Below are 24,354 nucleotides of genomic sequence, written 5' to 3'. Positions count from 1 at the left end.
AAACGAGCACCATTAAAAGTGCCCGCTATAGAATAAGGACAAAGCTAATCTAACCGTTGGCTTTAAGCTCACTGGTAAATTGCCCAATCGCATTTACAACTTCTTGCGCGCCTTGTTGGATCTCTTGCATCACTTCACCAGATTCTTTAGATAACGCCAAGCCTTGCTCTGCTTTTTCTTTACCTTTTTCTATTACAGCAACCGTATTTTGTGTTTGTGATTGATTACGTTGCACAACTTCTACAATTTCTTCTGTTGCTTTTGATGTACGCGATGCAAGCAGCCTAACTTCATCTGCAACAACGGCAAAGCCTCGACCTTGCTCGCCAGCTCTAGCCGCTTCAATTGCGGCATTTAATGCTAATAAATTTGTTTGTTCAGCAATGCTACTAATGCTTTGTACAATACTTGATATTTGCTGCGACTGCTGATCAAGCGCTGAAATCTCATTCGCAGCTTGCTCCATGTTAATAGCCAGCTCAGTCATTACTGCAACAGTGTCTTGTATAACGCTCGCGCCCTGTTCTGCTTTTTTATCCGTTTGGGTTGAGGTGCTATAAGCAATCTCGGCCGCTTGTGAGATTGCAATTTCTTGATTTACTTGTTCAGTAATAACTGTGGCAAACTTCATCACTTTATAAAGCTCATTTGCGTCATTTGAGATTGGGTTATATGACGCTTCTAACCAAACAATATTGCCGTGTTTATCTACGCGTTTAAAGCGCTCAGCAATAAATTGACCATCTCTTAATTTATCCCAAAATTGCAGGTATTCTTGGGAGTTGTACTCTGAAGCCTCACAAAATGTGCGATGGTGTTTTCCTATTAATTCACTTTCTTGATAACCCATTGCAGCTAAAAACTGTTCATTTGCTTTTAAAACATGGCCCTCTAAATCAAATTCAATTACCGCCATAGAGCGATATATAGCTTTAATAGTATCGCTTTGCTCGCGAGAAGCTGTAATTGTTTTTGTAAGTACACTCCCGAATATAGAAAAATAGAGCAACTGATCTTGCTCACCTTTTACAGGATGTACTATTAAACGTAACCATTCAGCTTTGCCATCGCTGCGCATAACTTGTAATGCACCGCCCCAATGCCCTTCTTTTTTAATAGCTTGTTGCAAGCTTTTAAATTCGACAGATTGTCGAGACGAATCTGTAATAAAATTATCAAAAGAGTTATTAGTTAGCTCATCTTCGCTATAGCCTAGGTTTTCTAAAAATTTATCGTTGGCGTGCGAAATCCTGCCATCATAAAGAATGTTCAGTACTAACATCTCTCGGTAAAGCCCTTCCCACACTTGTTGTAATGGATAGAGCTCTGCTTTTAAAGAGGCTATTTCATTTTGTTTATTTTTAGAAAAAAACATTAATATCCCTACTAATACAATCAATATAAAATTAATTTTAGTATAGGAGACATTTACCATAACGCGATAAATAATAAGAGTTTTAACCGCAACTACATATGGACACTTATATAAGTGAACATGTACTTATATAATAGCTTCGGCGCAACGTAATCCTCAAAGTTTAAAACGTTAATCTTTCGTATAAACCTGATGCCCTAGATACGCTTTTATTCATTGCTAATTGCAGTACTTTTTTATCAGCCACCAGCTCAAAGGTATTTTTAGCGCGGGTTATACCCGTATACACTAATTGCCTGTTTATCCCCATGCGCGCTTGTTTTAGCGGTGGCAGTACCATTGCAGTGTAGCTAAACTCTGAGCCTTGTGATTTATGAATAGTCATTACATAGACTTTATCGTGCGCAGGGAGTCGTGCAGGCGAAAATGCTCGTTGATTACCTTGCTCATCAATAAATATCGCTTTGAGCCGCCCACTTTCATCGGGCATTAAAATACCAATATCGCCGTTAAATAACTTAAGCTGGTAATCGTTTTGGCTCACCATAATAGGCATGCCTGTGTAATGATGTGTATTAGGGCTAACAGTTATTAAACCTTGCTGTTGCAACACGCGCTCTATTCGTTGATTTAAGCTATGCACTCCGTAATCGCCCTCTCGTACCGCAGCTAAAAGCTGATAACTAGCAAAAGCAGCATGCACTTGTGCAACACCTGTACCTTGGGCAATTAAGTTAAGGTATTTTGCATAATGACTTGCTGCACTTTTAACGAGTTTTTCAATCGGTTTTGCTACAAAGTCGTAATCTAAAATTACATCGTTAAAGCGCCCTTCAGTACTTTCTTGCTCTACGTAATTTAAAATACCGGTGTTATTAGTGTTTACCGCAAGTGCAAGTTGACCAATACCGCTTTGTGCGTCAAATCGATAACTGTGTTGTAAAAAGGCAATGCAATCTGCGAGTTTAAATTCACTCGCACTTTGCGCTGCAAGTTTAGCCTCGTTATTAAAGCATAAATTATTTAACTCATCACAACGTGCTTGCGAATAGCGTGGCGTTTGCCCAAGTGTTAAACCTTGGCATAAATCGCTCATTACGCTGCCGGTATCTACCGAGGCAAGCTGATCTTTATCACCTAAGAGTATTAACCGCGCGTGCGCGGGCAGTGCTTCTATTAATTTAGCCATCAGCGATAAATCGACCATACTGGCTTCATCAATAATTAGCACATCTAAATGCAGCGGATTGCTTTTGTTATGTCTAAATTTATTAGTAAACGGTTTTACGCCCAGTAAGCGATGAATCGTTTGAGCGCTTTGTGGTATCAGCGTTTTTATATCATCAGGAATCGTTGTGAGCTTATTTTTGGCGCCCAAAATAGACTCACTTAAACGTGCAGCTGCTTTACCTGTAGGGGCCACCAGCTTAATACTAAGGGGTGCTGTTTCATAAAGTGACTGCAAAATAGCCAGCAACTTAGTCACTGTGGTAGTTTTACCTGTGCCAGGACCGCCCGTGATCACACTAAAGCCTTTGGTGGCCGCAATCGCGCACGCCACTTTTTGCCAATCAGTTTCAACAGTTGAATCAGCAGGAAAATAGGTATTTAAAAGCCCTGCTAATACTTCATTATTAATATTGAGCTTTCGCTCGCTCATGCTTAATAGTCTATCAGCAAGTGTTTGCTCATAACCTGCAAGGCGCGCAAAATAAAGTCGCTCGTTAAATAATTGCAATGGCTTACTCTCGCCAACGCTTTCATGGTTTTGTAAATAACTAACCGCTGTGTGTACGTTAAAGTCATCACTAAACGGGCTTAGCGTACTGGGAACATTGCCATCGAGTTTATTAAAGTCACCTTTGCGCAAGTTAAAAGGATTGCTCCAATCAACTTCATTTAAGGTTAAACAACTGTGCTGACTTTGCTGCGATAAGCACAGTAATAAAACAATATAAAATAGTTCATTATGTGTTTGCTCTATGCCATTAGTACTCAGTAATTCAGCGAGCTTAACATCAACTACACGTAATCGTTTTTCAACTAATAAATACTCAAGTAACGGGACTTCAGTAATTGAATATTTTACAGCCACCTCATTTTGTGATTTAAGAATATTTAGAGGCTCATCGCTAGGCGCTTGATCAATATCGTCAAACAAGCCAGGTTGTTCATTTAAATCGCTCATAGCATGGCTCCTTGGCTAAATAAGCCATCTAAAATAATCACTTGTTCTACAGTTAGCTTTTTAAAGTACACGCCTTGCCCTGCAGGCATTCCACGTAAAAAAGTGTAATACACGCCGCCTAAATGGGTTTCAATTGAATAATCAGCTATACGTTGTTTTAATAAACGATGCAGCGCTACCGTGTAGATTAAATACTGTAAATGATATTGATGACTACTCATCGCTTGCTCAAGCATATCGCCTTCGTAATCAGCTGGCGTACTGCCTAAATAATTAGACTTATAATCTAAAATATAATACTTACCTTGGTAGCAAAATATTAAATCGACAAAGCCTTTTAACAAGCCTTTTACTTGCGAAAACTCAAGCTTACTTTGCGTAAAACCAAAATGTTTAACCAACATTTCGTTTAGCTTAGGTGCACTTAAGCTCTCAAGTGGTAAATTAAACTCCATTTCGACTAGGCAGTCGCTTGGTGTAAGTACACCCAATGAAAGAAGGCTCTTATCTAGAGAGCTGTTATCTAGGGGGCACACAAGAACATCGAGCACCCACTTTTCAGCCACTTCTCGCCATTGCTCACCTATGTGGTATTTTTCAAGGCAGCGCTTAACAACTTCCGATAAGTTTTGCTCGGTATTAGTTGGGTGGACTATTGGGCTAGTAAAATCTATTTGTTCAAATATTTCGTGCAAACAGCTACCCGGCTTTGGCCCTTTAGGAAAGCTATAAGGTGATGGTAGTTCGTCCTCTTGCACTGCAAACTCGTCTTTTTCGTGATCTTCATCACTTCGCCCTGGGGCTAATTGGTCGCTGTGCTTTTTAAAGCTCAACGCGCTAAAGCTGGTTGCTCGCCAGTTACGCTCTATACTTGCCGTTACTTTATTAACACTTAATGTTTGCTGCGCAATTTTACTATTATTAAAACTAAGTGTTCCCTGCTCTAATAACGTTTGTGAGGTAAATTGCTGATAGCTCATCGCGCTATTAGCGTCGCAAAACTCACTTAAATGCGTACGCCATGTTTGGCTACTGGCAAGTTCAAGCCCTGCAAATAACACATGCCCTAGTGCACTACTTTGCATAGCTAAGCGGCTACTTTGCCCTTGCCCAATATTATAAACACCCAGCGCACAAAAATGCACGGCGCGAGTAAGTGCTACATACAGCAGGCGTAAATCTTCAGCTAGACGCTCTTGCTCTGCTTTTTGCAGGGCATCTTCGTCTTTACTTAAATCGTAAATCAGCTTGCCATTATTATGATAAAGCGCTTCTTTAGTTTCGCGATAGCCACTGGCAAATGGCATAAATACCAGTGGGTATTCTAGCCCTTTTGAGGCATGCATAGTAACAATTTTAACTAAGTTGGCGTCACTTTCTAGGCGTACTTGTACTGTTTCACCATCTTGTTGGCTTACCTTTTGTGCAAACCAGCGCAGCAAACGTAGCGTACCTTCAAGCTCTATTTGTTTTTGCTGAAGTATTTCGCCCAAATGCCTAAAGTCAGTCAGCCAACGCTCAACGTTATACCCTAAACCTTGCCATTTAGCGCTAAGCTGATTATGGCTCATTAAACGCTCAAGCATTGCCATAGCGCCTTGCTTGTTCCAAATGTGGCTAAGTTGTGCAAAAAAGTTTAAGTAGTCTTGCCATTTATTTTCATCATCGGCGAGTGCGTGTATTTCGTTATAACTTAAACAAAATAGTGGACCAGCTAATACACCGCGCAGCAATGACTCGTCATATTGACCATGCAGCGCCGTTAAAAAGTTAAGTAGGTGATGGCTAAGCTCTTGGCTAAAAACGCTCTCGCGCGATAAATACACGCTGGCTATTTTGGCTTCGCTAAGTGCTTTTTTCATTATTTGCGCTTCAACACGGTCGCGCACTAATATACAAATATCGGCAGCGCTTACAGGAGTACTGCCAATACAGGCATTACCTTGTTTTGCTTTTTCAAGCAGGGTCACTATTTTATTAGTAAAATGAGTGGCTAAATGTGCTTGCCCTACACCTTTGTTAGTTGGTTTGTTTTTTTCATCTGCGGCTTCATCTACAAATACGTTAAATTCGAATGCGGTCGCGGGTTTGCCATCAATTAAAAAAGAGTCTTCCGCTTTTTTACCTTTAGCAGCCACTGCGTTAAACGGTATGGCGTCGTTATAAATAAAGCTGTTAGCGTGTTTTCCAAATAAACTATTAACGCTATTTACTATATCGGTGCTTGAGCGAAAGTTAGTACCCAGCGTAAATTGCTGATCAGTCTGTACAGCTTCTTTTGCGCCAATGTACGTAAAAATATCTGCGCCCCTAAAGCCATAAATAGCCTGTTTGGGGTCGCCTATCATGGCAAGCGTGGTATTTTGTTGCCCATAAATTTTACTAAAAATACCGTACTGAATCGGGTCGGTATCTTGGAATTCATCAATCATGGCAACCGGAAACAACTGCGCAATTTTTTGCGCTAGTACGTCGCCTTGCTCGTTATTAAGCGCACTGTGTAAATTGGTCAGTAAATCATCTGGGGTGATCACGCTTTGCTCTTGCTTGCGCTTAACTATTGCGGCTTTGACCCAGCGCGCTGCATGTTGTACAACCGCTATTTTGAGCCCTTGGTTTATGCTGTTATTAAGTGCGGCAAGCTCGTCAAACTGACTCAGTAATGGATGCACAAATAATGGCTGATTTTTTTTATAATTACTCACATCGCTTAAGTTTTCTGTACTCCACACCTCAAACGAATACTTGTTAGTGCCAAATTCAAAAAACAAATCGCCGGCTAAACAAAATGCTTCAAGCGCACCAAGGCTGCCTTTTCGTGCTGGCGTTTTAGACCCGCTTAAACCAGAGCTTTTAATGGCACCGATAAACTCTTGATCTAACACTGCTTTTTTAAATTCAGGCACACGGGTTATGTACTCGTCACGGGCTTTCCATACATCATCTAAATTTATTTGTGGTGTAATGTGCGCATTAGCTTTGTTTAAAATGCTCGCCACTTGAGCGAATAAAGACTCTGGTGCGGCAAATACATCTAAAATAGCATCGGTGCGTTCTTTGTTAAGTGGGTATACAAACGCACGCCAAAAATCTTTAATAGTTTCGAGCAGTATGTCGCGCTCATCTAAAATAAATTCGAGATTAAACGCCACGCCCGACTCAAACGCATGTTGTTTTAGCATCCGCTGACAAAAGCCATGAATAGTAAAAATAGCGGCTTCGTCCATTGATTTAGCAGCTGCATCGAGTAAATCAAAGGCGCGGTGTTTATCATCAATGGCGGCAATTACGCCTTCAATGAGTTCGTCGTTTGGGTCTTGCCCAAGCAATGCGTCGCGCGCAGCAATAATTCGGCTGCGTACGCGGTCTTTAATTTCTTGGGTGGCCGCGTCGGTAAAGGTTACTACCAAAATTTGCTCAACGCTAAGCGGCGTATTTAACCCACCTTCTATTTGCATACCTAACAAGTAGCGTAAATACAGCCCCGTAATTGTATAAGTTTTGCCGGTACCCGCACTGGCTTCTATTAAACTTTGACCAATGAGCGGCATAGTAAGAGGATTAAGCGCTTGCATGGTCACTCTCCTTTGCGTGTTCAAATAAAGGCGTGAGCAATTTATCACTCCATTTTATAAATTCGTCTTGGCAGTCGCTTAGCGATTGCACTGTTAGGCGAATATACGGGTTTTCGCCCTCTCCTCGCCCTATGTATTGCGGGCTAAATTTGCTCATCGCTTTTGTTATATCGCCGCCACTTTTAACGTACTCATAACCACTTACCGGAAAAAATGGCACAGGCTCTGCGCGCAGTGCTTTGTATAACTCAAACCAATCGGCCAATAGTGCATCCGCATCGGCTTTGTTTATGGGCGCAAAGGTAATTTGCTTATCGAGCCCAAGTAACAATGTTTCTACGTGATGATCCATACTTTGCGCTGCAAGGTGATAAATAAAGCCTTTAATTAAATCTTTCGCTTTAATACTCGCACTGCGGTAAAACACTTGTTTTTGCAAATAAACATGATTGAGCCAGCCTTCTATTTTGGTGCCTTCAATGGTAAGCAAAACTTCTATCGGCTCACTTTTCCCGCCTTTAATGTGCTCTTTAACCTGCCCTGCAAGCGCATCAACTCGGTGCTCCATACTCTCAAATATGAGGCTGCCTACATTGGCTTGAGGTAACTCACCTCGCTGCAGTATTTGCTCTGTACTCAGCGGTTGCTCGTTTATATTGGCTTTAAGTATTTCATCAAGATAAAAATAACGGCGCAGTGCATCTAGGCTAAATGGTTCTTCGTCTTTTGCTACTTCGTTAAATTGTGGCAGGCGTAAACCTAATGTTTGTTGATAAAAGCTCTCTTGTGCGCTGCACACACTTTTAATAAACACATCGAGATCTAACTGTTCTGGCACAACAACATCAAGCGCGGTAACTGGCTGTGGTTTAATTGACTCACTTGGCAGCCAAATTGGATTGTAACTGTGGTTACTCAGCACAGTATTGGCTTGCTCATCGGCTAAATAATAATGGCTATTAAAGGGCTGTAAATGCTGCTGATTAATTAGACATTCTGGCAGTGCTTTTTCGCTTTTATCGCTTAATACAAAGCTACGCCCAATATATTCTAACAGCTCGCTTACAAGGGTTGATGGCATACGCGGTTGGTTATCAAAACACGAACGACCAATGTAACTCATGTATAAGTTGTCGCGGGCACTCAGTAGTGCTTCTAAAAATAAGTAGCGGTCATCTAATTTACGTGATCGGTCACCTTTTTGCTTTTTAGAATAAGGCACTAAGTCAAAACCAATAGGCTGTACGTTACGCGGGTAGTCGGCATCATTTAAGCCCAGCATACACACCACTTTAAATGGCACGGCGCGCATGGGCATAAGCGTACAAAAGTTTACTTGGCCTACTAAAAACCGCTGCCCCACGCCTTTTTCTTGAATGCCTTGTTTAATTAAGTAACTAACAATACGCTGCGAAACCGCTTTACTGTAATCGCCGTTGTCGTGGTGCTTTTGTAACTCTTCGAGCACATTTTGCAGCACTAATAAATCCCAGCTCTCGTCGCTTTCACTTTCGTATATAGCGTTTAATAGCTCACTTAAAATATGCGCTTTATTAGTGAGCGTATCGTCGGGCGTTAGCTGCTCTTTAAAGCTTTGCAGTACATCAATAAAGTGCACGAGCTTGTTGAGTGTATCAAGCGCCATGCCTTCTACTTCATCGGCGCTGTAAATACCATTAAACGGGCATTGCTCGTCGCGCATGGCAATGCCAAGCAATAAACGGTTGAGCCCATGTTGCCAGGTATTTAAGTCGATAGCGGGTAAATCAAAGCTGCTTTTATGCTCTGCGTTTATGCCCCATTTAACCCCTACTCGTTCAAGCCAGTATTGAATTTGCTCGTACTCGTGCGCTTCAAGCCCAAACTTTTCGGCTATTTGCGTCACTTGTAATAAATCGAGAATATCCGACACACCAAAGCGCGAAAACGGTAAGTTAGCTAAACTAGCAAATGAGCTAAGCACGGGCTTTTCTTGCTCTATGGCTAAATCGGCCAATGCGTAAGGAATAAAGCGGCTGCCTTGTGCCCCGCCAAATACGGCTTCAATGTATGGGCTGTAAGTGCCTACATCGGGCATCATGACGATTATGTCTTTGGGGGTAAGCGCCGGGTTTTGATTAAACAAGTTAAGTAAGTAGTCGTGCAAGCGCTCAACTTCTCTGAGCGGTGTATGGCAATCGCTAAGCGTAATGCTGGTGTCGGTTGCGCTGATTGGTAATTTACCTTCGTCGTTTATAAACCACTCTTTGTTATCGGTCAGCGATTCACCTTTAAACGCAAGCTGATAAATCTCGCTTTGTACTTGCCCTAGTAAGGTGTCGTCAAACACATCAATAAAACCGTCAATCCAACGGGCATCTAACTGTACAAGTTGTTCAAAATAGTCGCGGCCTAATTTACCCCACGACGATAACAACGGATTACCAATAAAGTAGTATTCTTCATCTGGATTGGTTTGTTTTTTTTGTTGTGCTTCCACCAGCGGCATTTTAGCGTATTTAGCGCTTATTTTAGCCGCTGTTTTTTCATCTATAATATCGCCCCAGTAATGCTCACTCGGGTTAAAAAAGAATAATATAACCTCGGTTTTTTTACTCAGCGCTTCAAATACGTCTAGCTGGGAGCTGGCAATCGCAGATATACCAAATAAGCTAATGCGTTGTGGCAGTAAGCTATTATCCATAGTCTCAAGCGCTGCAAGTAACTGCCCTTGCATATTAGCGCGATGAAATTGACTTTGCCCAAGGTCTTGGCTTAATTTTACAATGCGTCGCCATAAGTCAGGTTGCCATGGGGCAATGGTTACATCCACGTCATCAAGCTCATCTTTGCCGCTATCCCATGTGGCTATCCAGTGTGGTCGGTACATTAAATATTGGTCGTACACGTCGGCTATTTTTTCGCACAGCGCAAAAGTTTTTTGCCCGTCAATATCGCCCTCTAAATAGGTTTTTAGCGGCAAATATAATGGCTCATCAATACAGTTTGGTAAAATTGCAAATAGTTTCCAAGCAAGGTTGGGCTTGTTAAATGCCGACTCTTTAGGGACATTTGGCAGTAATTGCTGATACAACTGCCAAATAAAGCTCGACGGCAGCGGAAAATCTACCTGCGCTGCAACCCCTAAGTTTTCGCTCAAACCTATTTTTAACCACTGCGACATACCCGGCGATTGCACTAGCACTACTTCTTTGTCGAACGGGCTTTGCAATGGGTTTACTTTTAACAGCTGGTGGAACTGCGCTTGCAGGGCTTCCATACGGTTTGATTGAATAATATTTAGCATATAACACTGACCTTGCTTGAGATAAAACCAGTGTAAGATATTTTCAATATTAGGGGTAGCGCAAACAGGTAATTGGTATTAATAAATCAGAGAGTTAGCAAGTAATTTAAACGCACAGCATCTATTTTATATACTGTGCGTAGTAGTGAGTTTATTTATAAGGGCTAATACTTGATAAACTAAAGTCACTTTGCATTATTACTTCGCCATCAATGCCTTTTAATTTAAGTGAAATAGCGGGATCTGTTTGTTGCCAGTCTACGCTTAAATCACCATAATTTACGTTATGAGTAAAGTCCCCTACTCGGTGTTTGTTAGGGCTTACGTCTTTCCACTTTTCAGTTAAGCCAGAGCTAGTCATCTCAATTAATGGGTAATCAAGGTTTTGCTGATACTTTGATATTTCGCCCCAGTGTGTGTCACCGCTTATAATCACTACCCCATTTACCTTGTGCTTTTTAATCAATGCAAATAAACGGTTTCTATCTTCAGGAAAGTTTGCCCATGACTCCCAACCTGTAAAATCGGGTAAAAGCTGTAAGCTTGAGGCAATCAATTTTATTGCAGCGGGCTTTTTAAGCTCTTGTTCAAGCCATTGCCACTGGGCTTCACCTATCATTGATGCGCCCTTCACTTCACTAGGACTATACGGGCCTTGGTTATTTAACTTACGCTTAGTGTAGTATTCAAGCTCACCTACATGGTTTAGCGCATCACGGTTCCAACGTAAATCAGGCATTATTACTTGTATGGTTTGCTCATTTTCACCATACATGTACGAGGTATAAATTCCATCAGGGCGAGTGCGACGCGCTGAGTTTACAGGTTCATCCCAAAAATTAAGCATAATTTGGCGTGATTGCTCTTTATGCGGATACTCTTTACCTGCATCGTTTTGACCAAAATCGTGGTCATCCCACATAGCAATAATAGGCGTTTGCGCTTTTAACGTTTTAAAACCAGGCTTTGCCCCTAAACGTTGATACTTATTGGCAAGTACATCCATATCGTTGGTATCGCCGTAAATATTGTCACCCAGAAATATAAACAAATCCCCTTGCTCTTTATTAATTGCATTAAATATGGGAATGTTTTTATCTTGATGCCCACACGAACCAAACAGGATTTTAGATGGCGCGGCAGTAACATTCGCGCTAATAACCAAACTCAATGCCAAGGCTGATAGGGTCAATGGTTTAAATAGGTTCTTCATTTTAAAATCTCGCTAATAGCAGGTGCCATATTTGAATTTATTTCATTTGGGTTCTGCCCAAGAGCCTTTAAAACGGTCGCTGCTATTTGCGCTTGTTTAAGCTCATTTTTAGTTTTAATTAAGCCACTGCCTTTTATTGCAGGACCAATGGCAGCAAGCCAAATATGTTCAGAGCCAATAATTCCTTCTGGGTAAGTATTTGCACCTAACTCTAGCTCAGCAAGTGCACGTTTAGAGCTGTGATGTTGCCAATCATTGGCATTATTGCCACGCCCGTGATCAGTGGTAATAATTAGTGTGGTGTTATCTTTATAACCCGCTGTAGTTTGAATGGTTGCCCATAAGTCTTTTATAAACGCGTCACTTTGCCTCGCCGATTTAAGGTATTGATCGTAATGACCATCATGCGCAAAGTCATCGGTTTCGCCTAAACTTATCACTAACAACTTAGGCTTTTTAGCCAACATATACGCTTTAGCAAAGCGATATGTAAAACTGTCTAATCGTACGTTATACCAAGGGCTGGGGATTTCATTTTGTAGTGCATTTAACAATGGCGCATCAGTGAATAAATTCTCTTCAATTGACATAAAACCTGCATTTACATACACGTTACTGCGCTTAGTATTTACAATGTATGGAAATACATCCCAACTGCCAAATAAGGCTGTGCTACCTTTAAACTCAGGTAACTTATCTAAACGCTCTAAAATAGTTTTATTTGGGTTGAGCACTTTGTTGTTACTATTTATATTTTCGTCTACTTCACCGGTGAGTATTTCGTTATAACCAGGATATGAAAAATACCACGGGTTACTTACCGACATAGTAGAGCCGTTAGCTCTATCGCCAATTATAATCCCTTTTTTAGCCACTACTTGAGTTAAAAAAGGCATTAGTAATTGCTGGCGCTCATTCGCTGTTTTTGCCCAAAATTGAGTCTTTAATTGCTCTGGCTTTTTAACAAAGTCAGTATTATTAATTAAGCTATTATCAGCCCCATTAAATACTTCTTGCCAGCGTACTCCATCAAGCGTTATCAGCACTACATTTTGCGCCGCATTAACCGCATTGCTTAATAATACAGTTAAGCTAAATACCACTACTTTTATTATTGAGTTCATAATATGTGTGTACCTTTTAAAAAAGCCCATCAGTGATGGGCTTTAAAATATTTACTATTTAACCTGAACTCTGGTTAAGAGTTTACTAACATAATTGAATAATAAGTTGCGTACTTTGAGTATTAAAAAGTAGCACTTAAAGTCACTGCCGCTGTACGCGGAGCACCTATAAAGTAAGTGGTACCATTGCCTGTACCGCCAGCTAGATAGCTTTTATCTGTCACGTTATAAACTACAAATGCAATATCTAGTGCTTTAAATGGGCCTGCATTTACTTCTGCTGAGTAACCTGCATTTAAATCCAGTACAGTGTAGCCGTCAACCTCACCACGTTCGCCGGTGTATTTAGCCGACAACCCAAAACGAAAATCCCCACTGTAGTAGTCTGTCGATAGCACGAATAAGTCATCGACTGAGTCAATTACTTTGTCACCTGCTTCAAAGCCTGGCGCGTCGCCCTTGTACTCTGAGTCGTTATTTGTATACGAGCTATATATATTCCACTCTGAATTAAGCATATAACTTGCAGAAAGCTCTAAACCTTTAGACTCAATACCACCTACATTTAAGTAAGAGCCATTAGTGCCTATTGTGTAATCAATACCGCCTGTATCGCTACCAGGTGCAATAAAGGTAATACGGTTATCAAACTCTATTGAATACGCTGTTGCTGTTAGTTTTAACGCATTATTTTGATAGCGCACACCAAGGTCAATATTCTCAGCGGTTTCAGGCTCGATGGCTGATAAATCCGAGCTATCACGTTCTAGTACACCGTCTTTAATAGCCGCAAAATTTTCGCTGTAACTGGTAAATAACTCTGTAGAGTCATTTAACTGATACAAAATACCGCCACTGAACAATATGTCTGAATCACTATTTATTTTTGCTGTGGTTGCATTTTGATAATGATCATACTTTTCAATATCAACAAGGTACTTTTTAACACCTAAGTTAAGTGTAAAATCACCAAGCGCCATTGAATCTTGCGCATACCATTTTAGAGTGTCAGTTTCAAAAGTGTTTTTGTATTGTGTCCAGTATGGAGTGCTATCAAAGTGATGATAAATACGCGCATCAATTACCTTGTGCCAATCACGAGATTCTTCACGGTCACTTTGTTCATACCATAAACCTGCTTCTATATCATGCATACCAAAAGTGGCTTGGTAGTTTGCCGTTAAACCAAGGCGGTCTTTTTTGTAATGCGTATGGCGATACGACATAACAGGTGTTGCTGTATCGTCGTAACACGCAGGGTTTAAACCAGGACCCGATTCCCATGGCCAGCTTAAACTTGCCGTACATTCTTCGTTTGGTGCAAGCGGATTCCCTTCACTATCAGCAAATCCGTAAGAGCCGGCATTTGTTCCGCCCTCAGTTGTTGGATTACCATTTTCATCAACAGGGGTTGTTAAATACGGTGGGATCCAATCCCCACGCCCTGAATTTTTATGATAATACGGGCTAACGGTAATAAGTGATGTTGGAGAAAGTGCATATTCCAATTTTAAATACGCTAGAGTGTTTTCGCGAAGCGTACCCCAGCCTTCTGCAAACATTTGGTCAAAATGTGGGACCCCAGTCCAATTCCATGTCAGCTGATCCCAATCTGGTGTTTGCTCAAACTGCTCAATACTTACACTATTGTAGTTTGTCTCGCTTACATCATCATAAGATAAACGACCAGTAATGGTTAAATCCGTAAGCGTAGTTACAAATTTAAGCTCAGCGTGTTGGTTATCTTTCCCGCCATTACTACCTGAGCCAATCCAACGGCTTGTATCGGTTTGCGAGTAACTTACATACGCTTGTGTATTATCAAAAATCGTACCTGTTTCGTGCTTAACGTAATAGCGTGTGGCATCGTGACTGCCTGAGGTATAAGCAAAAGTGGTGCTTTTATCTAAACTTGGTGCTTTACTTACAAAATTAAATGTACCGCCAAGCGCTTCAAGTGAAGCCGATTTAATGTCAGACGTCCCTTGACCAACCTCTACCGTTGCTAAATTTTCGCTCTCCAAGTAACGATTAGCTTTAGCACCGCCACCATAATTAGAACCACCATTGGGAATACCATCAACAGTCATACCTAATTGTTGTTGGTTTGAGTCAATACTAAAACCACGCATTGTAATAGTCGTTGACCAATCATCGCCACCAAATGCATCACCTTCGTTAATACTAATACCCGGTAAGTTATCAATAACCGATAATATGCTCGATACCGAACTTTGTTGCTCAAGCATTGCAGGCTCAATAACATTGTTTGCGTAACTTGTTGGTTTTGCCGTTACTGTAATTTCTTCAATTTCGTTATCGTTTGCGTAAGCGGATGTTGATACAGCCATGGCAATAGCAATGCTCAAAAGTGATTTGTTTTTTAAAGCGTACATTGTTGTCCCGTTTGATTTTAATTATGAAATATGAAAACGGACACAGTATGAATTTTAAATATGACAACGAGGATGAACTTTATTTACATAAAAGTTAAACAAATATGGGAGATTTATGGCGGGGATATGTACAAAAAAAGACACTCAAAGGTTTTATCTTGAGTGTCTTAATTATTTTCTAAACTTTTTACAAATAGTACTTTATTTTAGTTCGGCAAGCATTTCATCACTGTACGGAACTAGTTCTTCACCGTTTGCAATTTTGTTAACGTAATCAGGATTCGCAATAAGTGGACGACCAATCGCTATTAAATCAAACTTAGCGTCGTTAATGGCCTCTTTTGCTGTCTCAAAACTATAACTGCCTACACCTACTAATGTACCTTTGTAGCCTGCACGTAAAAATTCAGATGTAGTTTTACCCTCAAGTGACTCAAACGCTGTACTGTCGTCAAAAATACCGCCGTGTAAGTACGCTAAATCTCTTTTTTCTAGTTCTGGTAGTAAGTAGTCAAATACCGCTTTATCACGGTTGTCTTCACTCATATTAAAGTAAGCACCCGGTGTTAATCTAAGTGCAGTACGCTCGTTGCCAACAGCTGCAATAACCGCATCTGTTACTTCTAATGCAAAGCGCGACATATTTTCAGGCGTTTGACCGTATTCGTCGCTGCGTGTATTTGCAGCATAATGTAAAAACTGGTCAATTAAATAACCGTTAGCGCCGTGAATTTCTACACCATCAAAACCTGCTTCAATTGCGTTTTCTGCCGCTTTTGCGTAATCAGCTACTAAAGATTTAATGTCATCTGTAGTGGCTGCTTTTGGAGTGATGTAGGTAAGCTCACGCATGCGCGGTACAGAACCTTCAACACCAATTGCAGATGGTGCCAGTACATCGCCATCAAAAAAGTGAGGATGTGCAACACGACCAACATGCCAAAGCTGTGCAAACATTTTGCCGCCGTTAGCGTGTACTGCATCTGTTACTTTTTTCCAACCTTGAATTTGCTCACTGGTAAATAAACCCGGAGTATTTGGGTAACCTTGCGCGTCTGGGCGAATAATAGTTGCTTCACTAATAATTAAACCGGTTTCGGCACGGCGAGCATAATATTCAACCATATCTTGTGTTGGCACTAAGTTATCGTCAGCCATGCAACGAGTTAGTGGCGCCATAAGTACACGGTTTTTAAGCTCAATTGTGTTATTTAGTTTAAACGGAGCAAGTAAATCAGTAGTCATTTTTCAATCCTTCATTAAGTATATGCTTAATACAATGTGGCCTTTTTACAAACATTCAAGCTTATTTTGAATGATCGCTCAAATTAGTGAGGAGTTATACTGCTCAATATGTGAATTAGATCTGCATTAATGAAATTAAATAATAACTTTTCAACACTCTGTCATATAACTCGATATACTTGTACGCTATATATTAAATATCGATAGCAACGAGAGTGAGCCAATCATGACGAGCGAAAATGCAACCGAACAACAAGCAGTAATTTTAGGCCTTGGGGCAAAAAAACGCTTAGCTTACATGTTCGAAACCGTGCAAAAATTTAAGCAAGTATGGATTTTAAACGACGACGATGGCTGCGTTATGCTTGCCAATGAAGACGACGATTGCGTGCCTGTTTGGCCAACTCGTGAATTTGCAGAAGCGTGGGCTACTGGCGAATGGGCTGGCTGTAGCGCTAAAGCAATACCACTTGCAGATTGGTTTAGTCGCTGGACGCCAGGTCTTGAAGAAGATGATTTACTTATTGCCGCATTTCCTACTGAGGAAGACGACGGTACAATATTGTTTTCAGATGAATTTGAAAAACAGTTAAAAGCGCCAAAGAAAAAGTACTAAGGTGTAAAGCCTAAATACTCAGAGTTCTTTAATTTATAAGCGCGGCACTTAATTTAGTAGCCGCGTTTTTATTACCCGTTTCTAAAACTCAAATACGCCTGCGTTATAGCATTTGCATCTTCTACTTGTGGATAATGGCCAAGCTCTGAGAACTCTTTAACACTCGCGTTTGGTATTAACCGTTTGTAATGCTCAATCATGTGCTTACCAGAAATCGGATCTACTGCACCTGCTATAAACGTAAGTGGTATATGGCTATTTACAATAGCACCAACCCAGCGTTCTCGGTTTTGCTGCCTCTGCATTATATAACTAATGAGTTTAGGCATAACGGCTAAGCCATCTTTGTAAATCAGCAGTTCCCAAAGTGTGTCTATTACCTGTGTTGTAGGCTGTGTATTTTTGCCAAAAATAGTCACTAGATTATTGGTAAATTTTTGTTTATTCATTAATTTTGGCACTATCCAACCAAGCCTTGAGAGCAAAAGCTTTTGTATAAACAATGGTTTATGCACCTCAGGAAATAACCCACCGTTTAAAAAGCACACGCTGTTAATTTGTATCTCACTTTGCGAAGCTACTTGCCTTGCTAATAACTCTTGAGCGACTGTATCGCCATAATCATGGGCTAGTATATGCACATCATTAATATTTAAACGCTTTAAAAATTGTGTGTATAAATCAGCTTGTTCTGTAATTTTATAGTCTGCATTTTTTGGTTTATCTGATAAACCAAAACCTAGCATATCGAGTGTGATCACAAAATAATGATCGCTAAGCGTTTGCCACATACCTTCCCAGTCCCAACTGGCGCTAGGAAAGCCATGTATTAAAAGCAGCGCGGGGTTTGTTACATCCCCGGCTATTTTAGTAAAAATTTGATGGCCATTAATTTTGGTGAATGAACCCTGAGAACGCCAATGCTGTAGAGAAAACATGTATTAACTTAATTGTTATTATTTATTTGTCAGTTTTATCATAGTAATCAGAAAAAAAACCAGTGCATAAAAATAGCATTGGTTTTTAAAAGTCATTTAAAATTTAATAGTGTAATCCATATATACTCGATGGTCTGCTCTGTCACCTTTAACACCGTCAACACTGCCTGTTTTATCGGTTATATAATCTAAAAACAACCAGCGTAAGCTTAAACCTTTTATTGCCTCAACCTTATAACGTGTATCTAAAGCCCAGTACTTTTCTTCGGCTTCACCGCCTATTTGACCTAAAGCTGAATTTTCGGCGCCCGTACCGCTAGTGTAATAAAACTTAGTACTGAGCCCTGGCGATACAGCTTTTAAGTTAATACCCAAGCGTGCCTGCCATGATGTTTCATTTTGGTTTGTTAAATCGGCACCAATCAGGGAGCGCGTCGGGAATGGATTTGTTCCATGATCGCCACTAAAGTTATCTTCAATCCAAGCATCACTTACTTTCGTAAATGCAGCACCTGCGCTCCAAATATCTTTTTTCCAATCAGCATCTAAGTAATAAGCAAATCCATCGTTTTCACTTTTAGTTAAGCCTGTTAATGCTCCAGGTGTATCTTCATCATCTAAATCGCCGCCCTCTGCGCCTGTTACAAATAAATCACCATCATCTTGTGAGGTAAATATACCACTTGAAAGTGTTAACTTACTTTGTTTAAGTTTAATATCATAACTGATTTTTAATCCCATTTTACTTAGATAATTCTGGGACTTTAAATATTCAGCCTCTAATGTTAGATCGTCTTTTTTGTGCGTAGCACCTACGCCCCAAATTACACTAATAGCGCCAGTTGCCGATTGATCGGTAGAAAAATCTTCCCATCTATCATCGTGTCGTCGGCTCCATTTATCATATACATAACCATATACCTTAGTGTTGCCAATTTTATAGTCGCCAAAAACACCTCTAAAGGTATTAGGAATAGCCCGACTCCCAGAGCTTTTAAGCAACATACTTTTAGTTTTTTGCCCGCCCACTTTAACGTGACCGTTGTTACCCAATTTAAAATCTAAAAAATATTGACCAAATTTAGAAAAGCTATCGTCAACTCCACCGCTCTCATTACCTGCTGGTAAAATATTACCTGCGGCTGAACCTGTAGAATTAATATTCATCACGGTGTAGGTCGATACACCCACACTAACTAAGTCGTTTATATAACCAGAGGTGTAATTGAGTTCTATACCTTGAGCGAAGGTTGAATCGTCGCTTGCATCGTTATCGTAGTCACGATCAAAATAGATTGACCTGAGTTTTATATTAAACACATCTTGTTCTGTCAGTCCATTAACAGCGGCATACGAAGGAATAGAAAAACATATTAATACTGCGCTTGTTGCCACAAGTGATTTAGAGAACCGTTGAGCCATAGTTGTCTCCGTTACCTTGTTTTGTTTAAATTTTGACTGTGTAGTGCTTAACAGCGTGTATATTTTGCGACCTACACGGCAAACATGTAATAAGGTAATTAAATTTCACGCAATGACTTTTCTTTCATGCACTAAATATAGAACAATATGAGTTTTTAATGATTTAATTTTCATATTATAAAATATTAAATATTTTTTTGTGTCGGATGAATACAAAAATGACAGAGAAATTGGTTATACAACTCCTACTAGTTGTATAACCAATTTACTTTCAGAATATCATGACTACGATTTCATCTGACTCAGCTTACACTTACCAAATTTATATTATAAAGAACTGCTTAAGCTATTAGGTTGAAGCGTGCATACAGAAATATATGGTTTATGGTTTTATTATGGCCCTGAAGAAAGCTATATTTATTAGATACATACTTAAGTCATTTAAATATCGTAATATATCGGCAGTGTAATCTTCAAATATTATTGCACTGTAATAAAAAGCTAACCGACATTGTTATGTGGATCGCAATTATCAGTAAAAGATTAAAAAGCATGGAAGGTTTAACACCTTAAACCAATACTTTTTCGCTAGTTCTAAAATAATAGAAAGCATATAAATCATTAGCTTTATATACACTCTCTATTTACTCATAAAACTCAGAATTAAATTTCCTTTCACTCTCGAGCTCTAAACCTCTATAAAATATATATATTCTAATTATGAACAAAGTTGTATCCTGAATAATAAGTGCTATATTTATTTTGATAATAGAGGTAGATACGCACTCAGCATATTAATAATAAAGGATGAGTTAATGTTCTCAGGACGACTGGTTAGGAAAGGGTTTTTAGTCTCTATACTTGCTCATGCCATTTTTCTTATCAGCGGTATTGTCTTAACTTTCTTCGCTCACATTAAACACCAAAACGCACTTAACTATAAAATAAACGAAGCACTTAACAACCGCCTTTCTACGCTCTCAACAGGCGTAACGAATAGAATCGACTTATATAAATATGGGCTCTTCGGTTTAAAAGGGTTTATACACGGTATAGGCGTTAATAATTTAAACTACCAAACATTTGCTAATTACTCTAATAGTCGTAACTATGGCCAAGAGTTCCCCGGTGCAAACGGGATTGGTTTCATTCGAAAGGTAACATCTAAGAATCTAACCCAGTTTTTACATACTGCAAAATATGATAGACCCACACAAACATTTAACTTTAATCAGCTTAATAATGGTAATAATGAACATTTTATTATTCAGTATATTTTTCCTGAACATAAAAATTTACAAGCAATAGGTTTAGATATTGGCTCAGAGAGCATGCGTAAACAAGCAGCATTAAATGCAGCTTCTCACAATAAGGCTCAACTCACGGGCCCTATAACTTTAGTACAGGCTAATGAGCAATCACTGCAAGGGTTTTTAATTTTACTGCCAATTTATAAAAGCATTACGATTGCGGATAATAAAGAGCAACGCATTAATGAGATCTTAGGCTGGGCATACGCTCCATTATTAATAAATAAAATTTTAGACTCTCTCTCGCTAGTTGATGAGAATAAGCTAGTCATTAGCGATATAGCTAACAACGCTAAAACTGACTTTTTTAGCTACGGTATTCAAAGTAATTCAGCTAATTACCAGTTAACTAAAATAATTAAAGTGATGGGAAGAACATGGGAACTCACGCTTAGTGCTTCAGACGCATTTATTGAAACATTGCATTTGCCGGGTAAATATCAAGCTATTGTCAATGGTATTTTTTATACTCTTATTTGCATGTTTATAATTTTATTACTACAGCTATTTTTTTACCGTAGGGCACAACGAACGCAGCGAAGAATTGTCAAAGCTAAACAAAATAAGCATATGCTTCAGCAAACAAATTTAAAATTAGAAAAAGAAGTAAAACTACGCACTAAGGAAATTGCCGATATTAGTATGCTTCAACGAAGTATTTTAAATAGTGCCAGTTATTCAATTATTGCAACCGACATAAACGGCTTAATTACTTTATTTAACCCCGCCTCTGAAAAGTTATTAGGTTATAAAGCGCAAGATGTTATTGGAATTGAAAACCCTGCAATTTTTCATTTAAAAGAAGAAATAATAAAAAAAGCGAACCAGCTTAGTACTGAATTAAATAAAGCTGTACCGCCTAGTTTTGAAGTCTTGATTTTAAAAGCAACGGCTACAGAGCCTGATATCAATCAGTGGACATACATTTCCTCTACAGGCGAGCACATACAAGTTAATATAAGCGTCACCTCTTTATTAAATAATGAAAATGAAATCGTTGGCTATTTAGGTATTGCTTATGATTTAACAGAGCAAATTAATCACGAACAAGCTCTAGGACACGCTAAAGAACTAGCTGAACAAGCATCTCAGGCTAAATCTGAGTTTTTAGCAAATATGAGCCACGAAATACGAACCCCAATGAATGGCATACTTGGCACATTACAGTTATTGCAAGAGCAGCCCCTCAATGAAAAGTCAAAAGAGTATTTAAAAAAATCACTTTATTCGACCCGCTCACTCACAACTATTATTAATGATATTCTCGATTTTTCTAAAATTGAGGCCGGTAAGCTTTCATTAGAGCATAAACCTTTTGATCTTTTTGAACTTATTCATCACCTAGAGTCCGATCTTGGTCTGCAAGCTAGCGATAAAAACATATACCTTAAATTTGTTATTAATATTAAGCATAAGCATTGGGTGGGCGACCCTGTTAGGCTCAGACAGGTGTTTTTAAACTTAATATCTAATGCGATTAAGTTTACATCGAAAGGTGGCGTTACAGTAACGTTTAGACTAACTGATGAAAACAAAATATGTTGCAGTATATCAGACACCGGAATTGGAATTTCTGAGAAGGCAATAGAGCGATTGTTTGAGCGCTTTGAACAAGCTGAGCAATCAACTACGCGTGAATACGGTGGTACAGGGCTAGGCTTACCTATCACTAAATCATTAATAGGCTTAATGAATGGTGAAATAAAAGTAACAAGTCAATTAGGTTCAGGCAGCCAGTTTTATGTTTACTTACCACTAGATCAAGCACAGATTGATGAAAATATATTAACAGCAAAAAATGTTGAGTTTCCTGATTTAACTGGCAAAACCATTTTATTAGCAGAAGACAACAAAATAAATCAACTGGTGGCTTCTGCAATGCTTGAACCAACTAAAGCCACCATTATTATTGCAAATAATGGGTTGGAAGCAGTTTCGTTATATGAGTCACACAAGCCAGACATTATTTTTATGGACATTCAAATGCCAAAAATGGATGGCCTTCAGGCATGTAAACAAATTAAGGCGCTTGATAGCGAGCAAATTATTATCGCGTTAACCGCTAATGTTTTTACGGAACAAAAAGAAATATACAGGCAGTTATTTGATGGTTACGTTTCAAAGCCAATTGAAAAACATGAGCTTATAGGCATGTTATCAACACTCTATTTAGTTAATACCTAATTTAGGCATTAAAAAACCCAGTTACTAATACCTTTCAATATTAGTAACTGGGTTCTAAGAATAATGGTGGAGGGAGAGGGATTCGAACCCTCGTTAGGGATAAACCTAAACACACTTTCCAGGCGTGCGCCTTCAGCCACTCAGCCATCCCTCCACAGTGCTGCGATTGTGTAATGCAACAGCGCGCTATAGTATGAAATAGACCCTTAAGGTGCAAGGCATTTTTAAATATGAGCCTTTAAATGCTTACTTATCAAGCAATAGTTTATCTATAGGCACAAAAAACGGCTAAATCTAAGACTTAACCGTTTTAATTTATACTTTTTAAAATTACTTAGACATGCTCGCAGTAAATTCAAGCATGCGATTAAGTGACTTAAGTGCGCCTTCGCGTAAATCCATATCAACGAATACTTCTTTACCTTTAGGGCTTATGAGGGCTTCCTCAATCGCTTTTAAGCCATTCATCGCCATCCAAGGGCAATGAGCGCAACTTTTACATGAAGCGCCCTCACCTGCCGTTGGAGCCGCAAAAAACTCTTTATCTGGACATAGTTGCTGCATTTTATAAAAGATGCCGCGATCGGTTGCTACAATAAACTTTTTATTGTCCATTGTTTGCGCAGCTTTAATTAATTGGCTCGTAGATCCAACCGAATCGGCAAGTGCAACAATTTCTGCTGGTGACTCAGGATGAACTAATACGCCTGCATCTGGGTGTAGCGCCTTCATATCTTTTAAGGCTTTAGTTTTAAATTCGTCATGTACGATACATGCACCATTCCACATAAGCATATCAGCACCGGTATTTTTTTGAATATAGCTACCAAGGTGCTTATCTGGGCCCCAAATGATTTTTTCGCCTTGCTCATCAAGGTGCTCTACTATTTCAAGTGCACATGATGAAGTTACAATCCAATCTGCACGCGCCTTAACTGCGGTAGAGGTGTTTGCATACACAACCACTTTACGGTCAGGGTGCTCATCACAAAACGCTGAGAACTCGTCTATCGGACAACCAATATCTAGCGAACACGTCGCTTCAAGTGTTGGCATTACAACCGTTTTATTTGGCGTTAAAATTTTGGCTGTTTCGCCCATAAATTTCACGCCCGCGACGATGATCATATCTGCATCATGACGTGCACCAAAACGCGCCATTTCTAGCGAGTCGGCAACGCAGCCGCCAGTTTCTTCAGCAAGTGCTTGAATTTCAGGATCGGTATAATAATGTGCAACAAGTACTGCATTTTTATCTTTTAGTAATTGTTTTATACGCGCTTTATATTCGCCTTGCTCGTCATTTGTTAACGGTGCTGGCTTAGGGGGGAAAATATAACCTTCAGGCATAATAGTTTGAGCTAGACTCATGTTCTCGACCACTTATCTACAGTGCATTAATTAGGGCGAATTATACGAGAATATAAACACAAATAACAGCAAACTAGTAAAGCTGTTTATAAAAAATAGAATGGGAATTTA

The 24,354-nt window shown here is 39.5% G+C and carries 13 protein-coding genes and 1 tRNA gene; 2 read left to right on the top strand and 12 right to left on the bottom strand.

Annotated features, from left to right (window positions below):
- Positions 1–49: 49 nt before the first annotated feature.
- From BW142_RS02905 to BW142_RS02870, 8 genes are all read right to left on the bottom strand, one after another.
- Positions 50–1,375, bottom strand: a complete 1,326-nt coding sequence (locus tag BW142_RS02905; RefSeq protein WP_076923815.1) for a PAS domain-containing methyl-accepting chemotaxis protein — start codon at positions 1,373–1,375, stop codon at positions 50–52.
- A 163-nt stretch (positions 1,376–1,538) separates the two neighbouring features.
- Positions 1,539–3,563, bottom strand: coding sequence for an exodeoxyribonuclease V subunit alpha (gene recD / locus BW142_RS02900; protein WP_076923814.1), 2,025 nt, complete (start codon positions 3,561–3,563; stop codon positions 1,539–1,541).
- Positions 3,560–7,138, bottom strand: a complete 3,579-nt coding sequence (gene recB / locus BW142_RS02895; RefSeq protein ID WP_076923813.1) for an exodeoxyribonuclease V subunit beta — start codon at positions 7,136–7,138, stop codon at positions 3,560–3,562. Before recB ends, recD begins: the two co-directional genes overlap by 4 nt.
- Complete coding sequence (gene recC, locus BW142_RS02890) at positions 7,125–10,424, bottom strand: exodeoxyribonuclease V subunit gamma (RefSeq protein ID WP_076923812.1); 3,300 nt, start codon at positions 10,422–10,424, stop codon at positions 7,125–7,127. The genes recB and recC overlap by 14 nt, the downstream gene beginning before the upstream one ends.
- A gap of 151 nt (positions 10,425–10,575) precedes the next feature.
- On the bottom strand, positions 10,576–11,637 hold the full coding sequence (locus BW142_RS02885; RefSeq protein ID WP_076923811.1) for an alkaline phosphatase D family protein: 1,062 nt from the start codon (positions 11,635–11,637) through the stop codon (positions 10,576–10,578).
- Positions 11,634–12,761 (bottom strand): alkaline phosphatase family protein, encoded by a 1,128-nt coding sequence (locus BW142_RS02880; protein ID WP_083707550.1) that lies wholly within the window; start codon positions 12,759–12,761, stop codon positions 11,634–11,636. The genes BW142_RS02885 and BW142_RS02880 overlap by 4 nt, the downstream gene beginning before the upstream one ends.
- A gap of 122 nt (positions 12,762–12,883) precedes the next feature.
- Complete coding sequence (locus BW142_RS02875) at positions 12,884–15,157, bottom strand: TonB-dependent receptor (RefSeq protein WP_076923809.1); 2,274 nt, start codon at positions 15,155–15,157, stop codon at positions 12,884–12,886.
- A gap of 201 nt (positions 15,158–15,358) precedes the next feature.
- Entirely contained in the window at positions 15,359–16,402 is a 1,044-nt protein-coding gene (locus BW142_RS02870) for an alkene reductase (RefSeq protein ID WP_076923808.1), read from the bottom strand.
- Between the two features lie 226 nt (positions 16,403–16,628).
- Here BW142_RS02870 and BW142_RS02865 point away from each other — a divergent pair, with 226 nt between their 5' ends.
- Positions 16,629–17,018: a DUF2750 domain-containing protein gene (locus BW142_RS02865; protein ID WP_076923807.1), complete on the top strand. Its 390-nt coding sequence runs from the start codon at positions 16,629–16,631 to the stop codon at positions 17,016–17,018.
- Between the two features lie 71 nt (positions 17,019–17,089).
- Here the strand turns inward: BW142_RS02865 and BW142_RS02860 are convergent, their stop codons facing one another.
- Positions 17,090–17,956 (bottom strand): alpha/beta hydrolase, encoded by an 867-nt coding sequence (locus tag BW142_RS02860; protein ID WP_076923806.1) that lies wholly within the window; start codon positions 17,954–17,956, stop codon positions 17,090–17,092.
- Positions 17,957–18,052: 96 nt separating this feature from the next.
- Positions 18,053–19,378 carry an OprD family outer membrane porin gene (locus tag BW142_RS02855; protein ID WP_076923805.1) on the bottom strand — a complete coding sequence of 442 codons (1,326 nt, stop codon included), beginning with the start codon at positions 19,376–19,378 and terminating at the stop codon, positions 18,053–18,055.
- 815 nt (positions 19,379–20,193) lie between these two features.
- On the opposite strand from BW142_RS02855, the gene BW142_RS02850 reads away from it, so the two are divergent.
- Positions 20,194–22,872: a CHASE domain-containing protein gene (locus tag BW142_RS02850; RefSeq protein WP_076923804.1), complete on the top strand. Its 2,679-nt coding sequence runs from the start codon at positions 20,194–20,196 to the stop codon at positions 22,870–22,872.
- A gap of 64 nt (positions 22,873–22,936) precedes the next feature.
- Here BW142_RS02850 and BW142_RS02845 read toward each other — a convergent pair.
- Together BW142_RS02845 and nadA are read right to left on the bottom strand one after the other, a co-directional pair.
- Positions 22,937–23,026 (bottom strand) — tRNA-Ser (locus BW142_RS02845).
- 176 nt (positions 23,027–23,202) lie between these two features.
- Positions 23,203–24,243: a quinolinate synthase NadA gene (gene nadA / locus BW142_RS02840; protein WP_076923803.1), complete on the bottom strand. Its 1,041-nt coding sequence runs from the start codon at positions 24,241–24,243 to the stop codon at positions 23,203–23,205.
- Positions 24,244–24,354 lie beyond the last annotated feature (111 nt).

The organism is Pseudoalteromonas sp. EB27, from assembly GCF_001974875.1.
In the GTDB taxonomy this organism is placed as follows: Bacteria; Pseudomonadota; Gammaproteobacteria; order Enterobacterales; family Alteromonadaceae; genus Pseudoalteromonas.
This window is presented reverse-complemented; position numbering and strand designations above follow the sequence as displayed.

Bases quoted from the DNA above. Each gene is read 5' to 3' on its own strand.
- BW142_RS02905 (WP_076923815.1), bottom strand. From the start codon at position 1,375: ATGTTTTTTTCTAAAAATAAACAAAATGAAATAGCCTCTTTAAAAGCA.
- BW142_RS02865 (WP_076923807.1), top strand. From the start codon at position 16,629: ATGACGAGCGAAAATGCAACCGAACAACAAGCAGTAATTTTAGGCCTT.
- BW142_RS02855 (WP_076923805.1), bottom strand. From the start codon at position 19,378: ATGGCTCAACGGTTCTCTAAATCACTTGTGGCAACAAGCGCAGTATTA.
- BW142_RS02850 (WP_076923804.1), top strand. From the start codon at position 20,194: ATGTTCTCAGGACGACTGGTTAGGAAAGGGTTTTTAGTCTCTATACTT.
- recC (WP_076923812.1), bottom strand. From the start codon at position 10,424: ATGCTAAATATTATTCAATCAAACCGTATGGAAGCCCTGCAAGCGCAG.
- BW142_RS02870 (WP_076923808.1), bottom strand. From the start codon at position 16,402: ATGACTACTGATTTACTTGCTCCGTTTAAACTAAATAACACAATTGAG.
- recD (WP_076923814.1), bottom strand. From the start codon at position 3,563: ATGAGCGATTTAAATGAACAACCTGGCTTGTTTGACGATATTGATCAA.
- nadA (WP_076923803.1), bottom strand. From the start codon at position 24,243: ATGAGTCTAGCTCAAACTATTATGCCTGAAGGTTATATTTTCCCCCCT.
- BW142_RS02860 (WP_076923806.1), bottom strand. From the start codon at position 17,956: ATGTTTTCTCTACAGCATTGGCGTTCTCAGGGTTCATTCACCAAAATT.
- recB (WP_076923813.1), bottom strand. From the start codon at position 7,138: ATGCAAGCGCTTAATCCTCTTACTATGCCGCTCATTGGTCAAAGTTTA.
- BW142_RS02885 (WP_076923811.1), bottom strand. From the start codon at position 11,637: ATGAAGAACCTATTTAAACCATTGACCCTATCAGCCTTGGCATTGAGT.
- BW142_RS02875 (WP_076923809.1), bottom strand. From the start codon at position 15,157: ATGTACGCTTTAAAAAACAAATCACTTTTGAGCATTGCTATTGCCATG.
- BW142_RS02880 (WP_083707550.1), bottom strand. From the start codon at position 12,761: ATGAACTCAATAATAAAAGTAGTGGTATTTAGCTTAACTGTATTATTA.